This window comes from Microcystis aeruginosa LEGE 91341 (assembly GCF_015206885.1).
In the GTDB taxonomy this organism is placed as follows: domain Bacteria; phylum Cyanobacteriota; class Cyanobacteriia; order Cyanobacteriales; family Microcystaceae; genus Microcystis; species Microcystis aeruginosa_H.
This window is the reverse complement of sequence record NZ_JADEXY010000188.1, coordinates 1-6,288: the sequence shown is the minus strand read 5'-3', so window position 1 is coordinate 6,288 and position 6,288 is coordinate 1. Positions and strand designations below refer to the sequence as shown.

The window sequence follows — 6,288 nt, the reverse complement described above, 5'->3', positions numbered from 1 at the left end:
GTGGGGAAGTGGGGTAATGGGGAGAATAAATAAAATAATCTCCTATCTCCTGACTCCTGACTCCTATCTCCTGACTCCTATCTCCTGACTCCTATCTCCTATCTCCTATCTCCTGACTCCTATCTCCTGACTCCTATCTCCTGACTCCCGCTCACTGATTAATAACTTGTCAAGAAATCACGATAAATCAGCTAGAGATTATCTGAGGCATTGAGTATAATTAGACACATAGATTAGGGGAAATTGCTCATAAATCAGTCCGATCGAGCGTGAATCCTCTTTCTCGGAAAAATATCTTCTCCTATTTTTTAGTCTTAGACTAAGGAAATATCAATGATTGATTGTAGTCAGATTCAGTTTGACGAGGATAAAAGCAAGATAGATCTATTGCAACTACGAGAATTATTTAATTTAACCGCATTTTGGGCAATAGATCGCTGTTTAGAAGATTTAGAAACCGCAATTGACTATAGTGATCCGGTGGTGACGGTGTGGAATGAGCGGCAATTAATTGGTTTTGCTCGCGCCATTTCTGACGGCATTTATCGGGCAACTATTTGGGATGTGATTGTTCATCCCGATTATCAGGGAGCCGGTTTAGGGCGTAAATTAGTAGAAACAGTTTTGGCCCATCCCCGAATAAATCGAGTGGAAAGAGTCTATTTGATGACTACTAATCAAGAAAGTTTTTATCAGCGCATTGGTTTCCAAAGCAACGCCACCACGACGATGGTATTATTTAATCGTTATCCTGATGAGTTTTCCTGTCCGGCGATCGAGGTAAAGAAAAAACGATCTCTGTGAGCTTGTCTTGACTATTGTTATCGATTTGATTTAAGCTCATTTCCCCCCCCGATACTTCGATAATTCCCTTCGCTAACTGGAATTTAAGACCGGGAGAAAGACCAAGAGCTTGAGTAAATTGTTTGACTTCTTCCGGCTTTGATTCTAAACTCAAAGGGGAAATTTCTGGCATTTGCCAAAGAGGGATTTCCCTGGAAAATTCTAGACTAATAGTAACTTTTTTCTCGTCAAGGGCGCTTACCGATATACAAATAGAGCCACTCGCTAAGTTGGCGATCGCTGCATCGACGAGAAGGACAAGAGCGGAATATAAACACTGATAATCGGCAATAATAGCAATATCATCGGTTAAAGGGCTAAATTTAAGCTGAATATTGCGATTAGCTGCTTGTAAATGGGTTAAACTTGCCCAATCTTGCCAGAGTTTAGTTAAAGAAAAAATTTCTCGCTCCAGAGGTATAGTACCCGACTCTAGTTTGGAGAGATTAATCATCTCATCGAGCATTGCCATCAGTTTACGGCCCGCCAGTTGCCCCTGGGCGATAAATTCTCTTTCTTCGGCCGGACTTTCGCAAAGATCGGCGAGAATCATTTGATGGAGACTGATCATACTGCTTAATGGCGATCGCAATTCGTGGGCAACCCGCCCCAAAAAACTGCTTTTGAGGTGATTAATTGCCACAGCCATCTGATAAGCGAGGCGAGTTTGCTGTAATTCCCGTTTTAAAGCGTCAATATCGTCCATATTTACAGAAAAACTGCCCCTTGTCGTAAGATATCCCATCTTTGACATTGCCAACGCGCGACGGTGGAGGGTTGTCCACTATTGATTATTCCCCATGCTTGCCTTTCTGTAGGCGCTAACACCGTCACCGAGGGAAAAGTAGTCATAATCGCTTCAGGAGTTAATAAAGGCTCTTGTCCTGACAGATTAGCACTTGTGGTCGCTAAAACACCAGTTCGACCAAGAATTTCTCTGGCGATCGCATGAGCAGGAACTCGGATCCCAATCGTGCTAGGATCCTTAGGGTTAAGAACTTTTGGTACTTTTTCAGAAGCAGGTAAAACCAAAGTTAGGGAGCCGGGCCAGTATTTTTCGGTCATTTGCCGCCAAATTTCCCTTTCTTCCGGATTTCCCTTGACATAATCCCATAGATCTGCTGCTGAGGCCGCCATAAGAATTAAAGGTTTATCAAAAGTCCTTTTTTTAGCGGCAAAAACTAAGGCAGCATAGGGGGGAGAAACTGCTAAAGCGGGAACTGTATCCGTGGGAAAAGAAACCACTTGACCACTGAGGGCTGCGTGAACAATTTCGTTAAGAGAAGCAGTAGGCATTGAGAATTGATCATTTTTGGGGACTAATTTAGCCTAAGACTTTTTGGTACAATTTTAAAGGGCAAGCAGTGGATCAAGATTAATTTTACTAACAGTTGCTCCTAGTACCTCTTGTCAAAAATGGTCAACTTCTTAACCTTTCAGAATCAGAAAACGATCACACCGTCCCATTAACCTTTAGTTCACTCCCCGGCAGCTAAACTGTCAGTCTAACGGTTGAACTCACCACCGTGAGTGATTTGTTAGTTGGCTATATTTTTCCACCGCTTCTCAAAAAATCAAGAAACTGTTTAGCTTCATTTTCAGTAAGTTGATAGCGGGAAACTTTGCCAAATTTTTCTTTTAAATATTCCTTTCCTTGTTCTCTACTCCAAGATAATCTCTCCATTTCCGTAGCGATGAGTTGAATTTCTGGCAAAAGTTCAACCACTCCCGCGATCAAACGATAGCATGATAGGGGAAGATTGGCATCGGGCTGCCAAGGCTGTCCGAGACTGAGGCAGATTAAACAGTGAGGGTTTATTTCTTCCTCTCGATCGAGTTTCTCTAGAATTATCGGATCGGTGATGCTAAGATCAAAATCGGCGAAATCATACTGAGCATCGGCAATAATCCCCCGCCATTTCCCCCTGCTGTTTTTACGGCAGCAGAATGATTTTACCTCAATCAATTGGAGAGTGCGTACTGGAGCTTGGGATTTCAGATATTCATAAGGTATCGACTTTCCGTAATCGGGATATAATAAATAGCCCTCGCAAAACTGTAAAAGATTGGCCACCTCTGCTTTGCCAATAATTGCCCAAGGTAAGTTTTTGTAGCCAATATTCTCAATCTCATGGCCAGATTTTCTCTCGCTGTCGATAGGAATACTGAGGATATCCAAAATACTAATTTCCCCAGTCTGAATACAATGATTATCTAGAGGGATTCTGCCGTCTTCTAACTCGGAAATTGGTCTGAACCACTGACCCGATTCTCGGTCTATCCCCGCAATACATCTTCCCTGATGCTTGTAAGAATTAGCTAGACAAATTATCTCCATATAAGTAGCTGGTTATAATTAAATTAAAAATGGATTTTAGGTTCGATCCCCCATGCCACCCTTGATAAGGGGGGTGCCGATCTCCCCTTAGTCCCCCCTTAATAAGGGGGGCATCTGATAATTTTTAACGCCTACCTACTTAGCTACAGATGAATAATTTCTATATTATTAAAATGGGACTGAAGATATTCTGCGGCAAGTCGCCGGTGGCAAAAGTGAGGTTTGTCTTCGCTACAAAGAAAACAGGAATTCTGTAAGCTATCCGGTTTGATCGTTGATTCAATATGTCTTTGATGCAGAATGCCAAGGTATTTTTTAGAGTAATCTTCCCACGATATTTGTTTCTTTTTGTAGGCATCTAAAATTTCTTGAGTGGGCGCAAGTGATAGTTCATGGGAGTAATCGATGCCGCCAATCTCAGAGAGAAAGTACTTTAAGTCGTTTTGTTTGGCAAAGCCGGATAACTGGGAGGTATTATGCAAGCGAGTATCGATGATTTTAGTAACGCCCGCTTTTCTTAGGCCCTCAAAAAAACTAGAGGCAGATTTTCGGGTAAACCCGATGGTGAAAAGTTTAATCATGATCTTTCTCCACATAGGCTATGCGATCGCCCTGCAGCTGATAGGCTTGACTAATTCTCTCGCTTCGTGGCAACTGAGGTTGACTGACTGTAGGGAAAAGAGATAGTTGTATATTCTCCTGTTTGTCTTGCAAGTCATGAATTTGCAAGAGTCGTTCTTCGAGATTTTCCTGGTACTCCAAGTCACCGTTGCTGTGAATGTGGGCAATTTCAAGGTTAAAAGACAGGAGATGCCGGCACACCAGAATGGCTCTATGGCAAGTGATCGGGTCTTTCTCGGCACACATCAGGGCAATGCGATGATTTTGCGATCCTTTGATGATGCGCTTCAGTCCCTGTTGGAATGAGTCAAGGACGGCAATTTTTTCGTAAAGGGCCCTGCCTTCCACATAACAGCTACTATCTGCGGGCCGCGCCCCTAACTCCGCCCCTAAAAAAACATAGCGAATCTCTGCTGTGGGTAGGTAGGACTGGAGGGCTTGTTTGTTGAAGTGGGGAAGATAGCGGCTGTAAGGAGCGGAACGCACATCTGCTAAAGCATTGATGTTATGAATGGAGAGGAGTTCGAGGAACTTTTCTGGGGTGTGGTTAGAATGCCCGATCGTAAATATAGCCAGCATTGTATCTAACTTGATAGTTTAGTAACCTACCTTATTATATCTCAGTACCTCTGGGGTTATCGAGTCAGATAACTGTTAGTTTACCCTCCTGGGTTAGCCACAGCCCGGAATATAAAATTCAAACTTAGGTATAATTTAGCTATCTCCAACCAATGAGCGATGATTAATTATGAACGAGCCTGATACTTTTGCTAATCTCCAACAATTAGAATATATTTCCTACCTAGATGCCACGGGTAATATCTCTGGTGATTTACAGGGAAAAATCGGGGTTTATGCCATTTTTAATCGAGAGCAAGTCCTAGAGTTTGTCGGCTATTCTCGTGATATTTATCTCAGTTTAAAACAACATCTTGCCCGACAGCCCCAAGCTTGTTATTGGCTAAAAATACAGGTGATCGAGCGTCCTAATCGGACTATTCTCGAATCGATTAAACAAGCTTGGTTAAGAGAAAGTCAGGTAGTAATCGACAATGAAAAACTCTGGACAGAACCAATTGATGCTAAATTAGCCATGACTGAGACAGAAAAAGAAATTTATCAAAGTGCTGATGAATTAGGGAAAATTAAGTTATTAAAACAGGTATCCAGACGAGTAGAAAACGATATTTTATCAACCCTAGAAAAACGGGGAGTACAGATGGAAATTCGTTTTAATCCCAAGTTAAAAGAACAGGGTTTGCTCGATTTAAAGTAAAAATTCCTAGGAGCGATCGATTCTCCAGACAAACCGCTATGATAGTATATCGCCCCATCCCCACACCAATGGAACAGCGATGACCAATCAAGACTGGCCAAACCTACTGCAGCAACTACTCGATCAAAAATCCCTTTCCCTTAACCAAGCTGAAGAATTAATGACCGGATGGTTAAACGGCCAGATTCCGGAAGTTTTATCGGGGGCGATTTTAGCGGCTTTGCAAGCAAAAGGAGTCTCGGCGGCGGAATTAGCGGGAATGGCTGGAGTTTTACGAGAACAATCTCGCTTAGAAGACCCTAAACCCCATACTACTCCCGTTATCGATACCTGTGGCACCGGCGGTGACGGGGCCTCAACCTTTAATATTTCCACTGCTGTGGCTTTTGTGGCGGCCGCCGGAGGCGTAAAAGTGGCTAAACACGGCAATCGCTCTGCCTCCAGCAAGGTCGGTTCGGCCGATGTTTTAGAATATCTTGGGGTTAATTTAAGCGCCCCTAGCGAGAAGGTGGCGGCAGCCTTAGATGGGGTGGGAGTGACCTTTCTTTTTGCCCCCGGTTGGCATCCGGCCCTGAAAAGTGTGGCTAATCTCCGCAAAACCCTGAAAGTTCGCACGGTTTTTAATCTTCTGGGCCCTCTAGTTAATCCTCTCCGTCCCACAGGTCAAGTTATCGGGGTTTATGACCGGCAATTTCTCACCCCCATGGCCACAGCTTTAGCACAAATGGGAACCCCAAAGGCGATTATTGTTCACGGCCGGGAAAAACTCGACGAGGTGGGGTTGGGAGATCTGACCGATATAGCTTTATTAAATAATGGCGAGGTCATTTCTGCGGCGATCGATCCCTTGTCAATTTCTATCCCCAGAGCTAGTTTAAATGCCCTTAAAGGCGGGGAAGTGCCAGAAAATGCCGAAATCCTCAAAAATGTTCTGCAAGGGGGGGGAACGCCCGCTCAACGGGATGCTGTGGCAATTAATGCCGCTCTTGCCCTACAGGTGGCAGAAAAGGTCACTTTTGGCGATCATGCTGCTGGTTTCGCCCTCGCACGCGAGATTTTAGCCAGTGGGTTAGCTTGGCAAAAATTAGAGGAGTTGGTTAAGTTTCTCGCTTAAGAAAATTCAGAGGACATAGGAGACAGGAGACAGGAGACAGGAGACTATTTTTATTTATTCTCCCCATACCCCAATTCATAATTCATAATTCATAAT

At 43.6% G+C, this 6,288-nt stretch carries 8 protein-coding genes; 3 read left to right on the top strand and 5 right to left on the bottom strand.

Annotation, left to right across the window (positions count from 1 at the left end; genetic code table 11):
• The first annotated feature begins 333 nt into the window (after positions 1 to 333).
• Positions 334 to 804 carry a GNAT family N-acetyltransferase gene (locus IQ234_RS19390; protein WP_193958282.1) on the top strand — a complete coding sequence of 157 codons (471 nt, stop codon included), beginning with the start codon at positions 334 to 336 and terminating at the stop codon, positions 802 to 804.
• On the opposite strand, the gene IQ234_RS19385 is transcribed toward IQ234_RS19390, so the two are convergent.
• The 5 genes from IQ234_RS19385 to IQ234_RS19365 all read right to left on the bottom strand — a co-directional run bounded on the left by IQ234_RS19385 (position 740) and on the right by IQ234_RS19365 (position 4,381).
• Positions 740 to 1,597 carry a sensor histidine kinase gene (locus IQ234_RS19385; protein ID WP_193958281.1) on the bottom strand — a complete coding sequence of 286 codons (858 nt, stop codon included), beginning with the start codon at positions 1,595 to 1,597 and terminating at the stop codon, positions 740 to 742. The genes IQ234_RS19390 and IQ234_RS19385 overlap by 65 nt on opposite strands.
• Positions 1,552 to 2,139: an L-threonylcarbamoyladenylate synthase gene (locus IQ234_RS19380; protein ID WP_193958280.1), complete on the bottom strand. Its 588-nt coding sequence runs from the start codon at positions 2,137 to 2,139 to the stop codon at positions 1,552 to 1,554. Before IQ234_RS19380 ends, IQ234_RS19385 begins: the two co-directional genes overlap by 46 nt.
• A 250-nt stretch (positions 2,140 to 2,389) precedes the next feature.
• On the bottom strand, positions 2,390 to 3,181 hold the full coding sequence (locus tag IQ234_RS19375; RefSeq protein WP_193958279.1) for a dual OB domain-containing protein: 792 nt from the start codon (positions 3,179 to 3,181) through the stop codon (positions 2,390 to 2,392).
• A 143-nt stretch (positions 3,182 to 3,324) separates the two neighbouring features.
• Positions 3,325 to 3,762 (bottom strand): DUF488 family protein, encoded by a 438-nt coding sequence (locus IQ234_RS19370; protein ID WP_193958278.1) that lies wholly within the window; start codon positions 3,760 to 3,762, stop codon positions 3,325 to 3,327.
• Positions 3,755 to 4,381, bottom strand: a complete 627-nt coding sequence (locus tag IQ234_RS19365) for a DUF488 family protein (RefSeq protein ID WP_193958277.1) — start codon at positions 4,379 to 4,381, stop codon at positions 3,755 to 3,757. Before IQ234_RS19365 ends, IQ234_RS19370 begins: the two co-directional genes overlap by 8 nt.
• 169 nt (positions 4,382 to 4,550) lie before the next feature.
• Between IQ234_RS19365 and IQ234_RS19360 the strand changes: the two genes are divergently transcribed.
• Together IQ234_RS19360 and trpD are read left to right on the top strand one after the other, a co-directional pair.
• On the top strand, positions 4,551 to 5,078 hold the full coding sequence (locus IQ234_RS19360; RefSeq protein ID WP_193958276.1) for a GIY-YIG nuclease family protein: 528 nt from the start codon (positions 4,551 to 4,553) through the stop codon (positions 5,076 to 5,078).
• 79 nt (positions 5,079 to 5,157) lie between these two features.
• Positions 5,158 to 6,192, top strand: coding sequence for an anthranilate phosphoribosyltransferase (gene trpD / locus IQ234_RS19355; RefSeq protein WP_193958275.1), 1,035 nt, complete (start codon positions 5,158 to 5,160; stop codon positions 6,190 to 6,192).
• Positions 6,193 to 6,288: the final 96 nt, after the last annotated feature.

What these genes read in the sequence shown, in the direction of transcription:
- IQ234_RS19390 (WP_193958282.1), top strand. Translation starts at nt 334, where the DNA reads ATGATTGATTGTAGTCAGATTCAGTTTGACGAGGATAAAAGCAAGATA.
- IQ234_RS19385 (WP_193958281.1), bottom strand. Translation starts at nt 1,597, where the DNA reads ATGTCAAAGATGGGATATCTTACGACAAGGGGCAGTTTTTCTGTAAAT.
- IQ234_RS19380 (WP_193958280.1), bottom strand. Translation starts at nt 2,139, where the DNA reads ATGCCTACTGCTTCTCTTAACGAAATTGTTCACGCAGCCCTCAGTGGT.
- IQ234_RS19375 (WP_193958279.1), bottom strand. Translation starts at nt 3,181, where the DNA reads ATGGAGATAATTTGTCTAGCTAATTCTTACAAGCATCAGGGAAGATGT.
- IQ234_RS19370 (WP_193958278.1), bottom strand. Translation starts at nt 3,762, where the DNA reads ATGATTAAACTTTTCACCATCGGGTTTACCCGAAAATCTGCCTCTAGT.
- IQ234_RS19365 (WP_193958277.1), bottom strand. Translation starts at nt 4,381, where the DNA reads ATGCTGGCTATATTTACGATCGGGCATTCTAACCACACCCCAGAAAAG.
- IQ234_RS19360 (WP_193958276.1), top strand. Translation starts at nt 4,551, where the DNA reads ATGAACGAGCCTGATACTTTTGCTAATCTCCAACAATTAGAATATATT.
- trpD (WP_193958275.1), top strand. Translation starts at nt 5,158, where the DNA reads ATGACCAATCAAGACTGGCCAAACCTACTGCAGCAACTACTCGATCAA.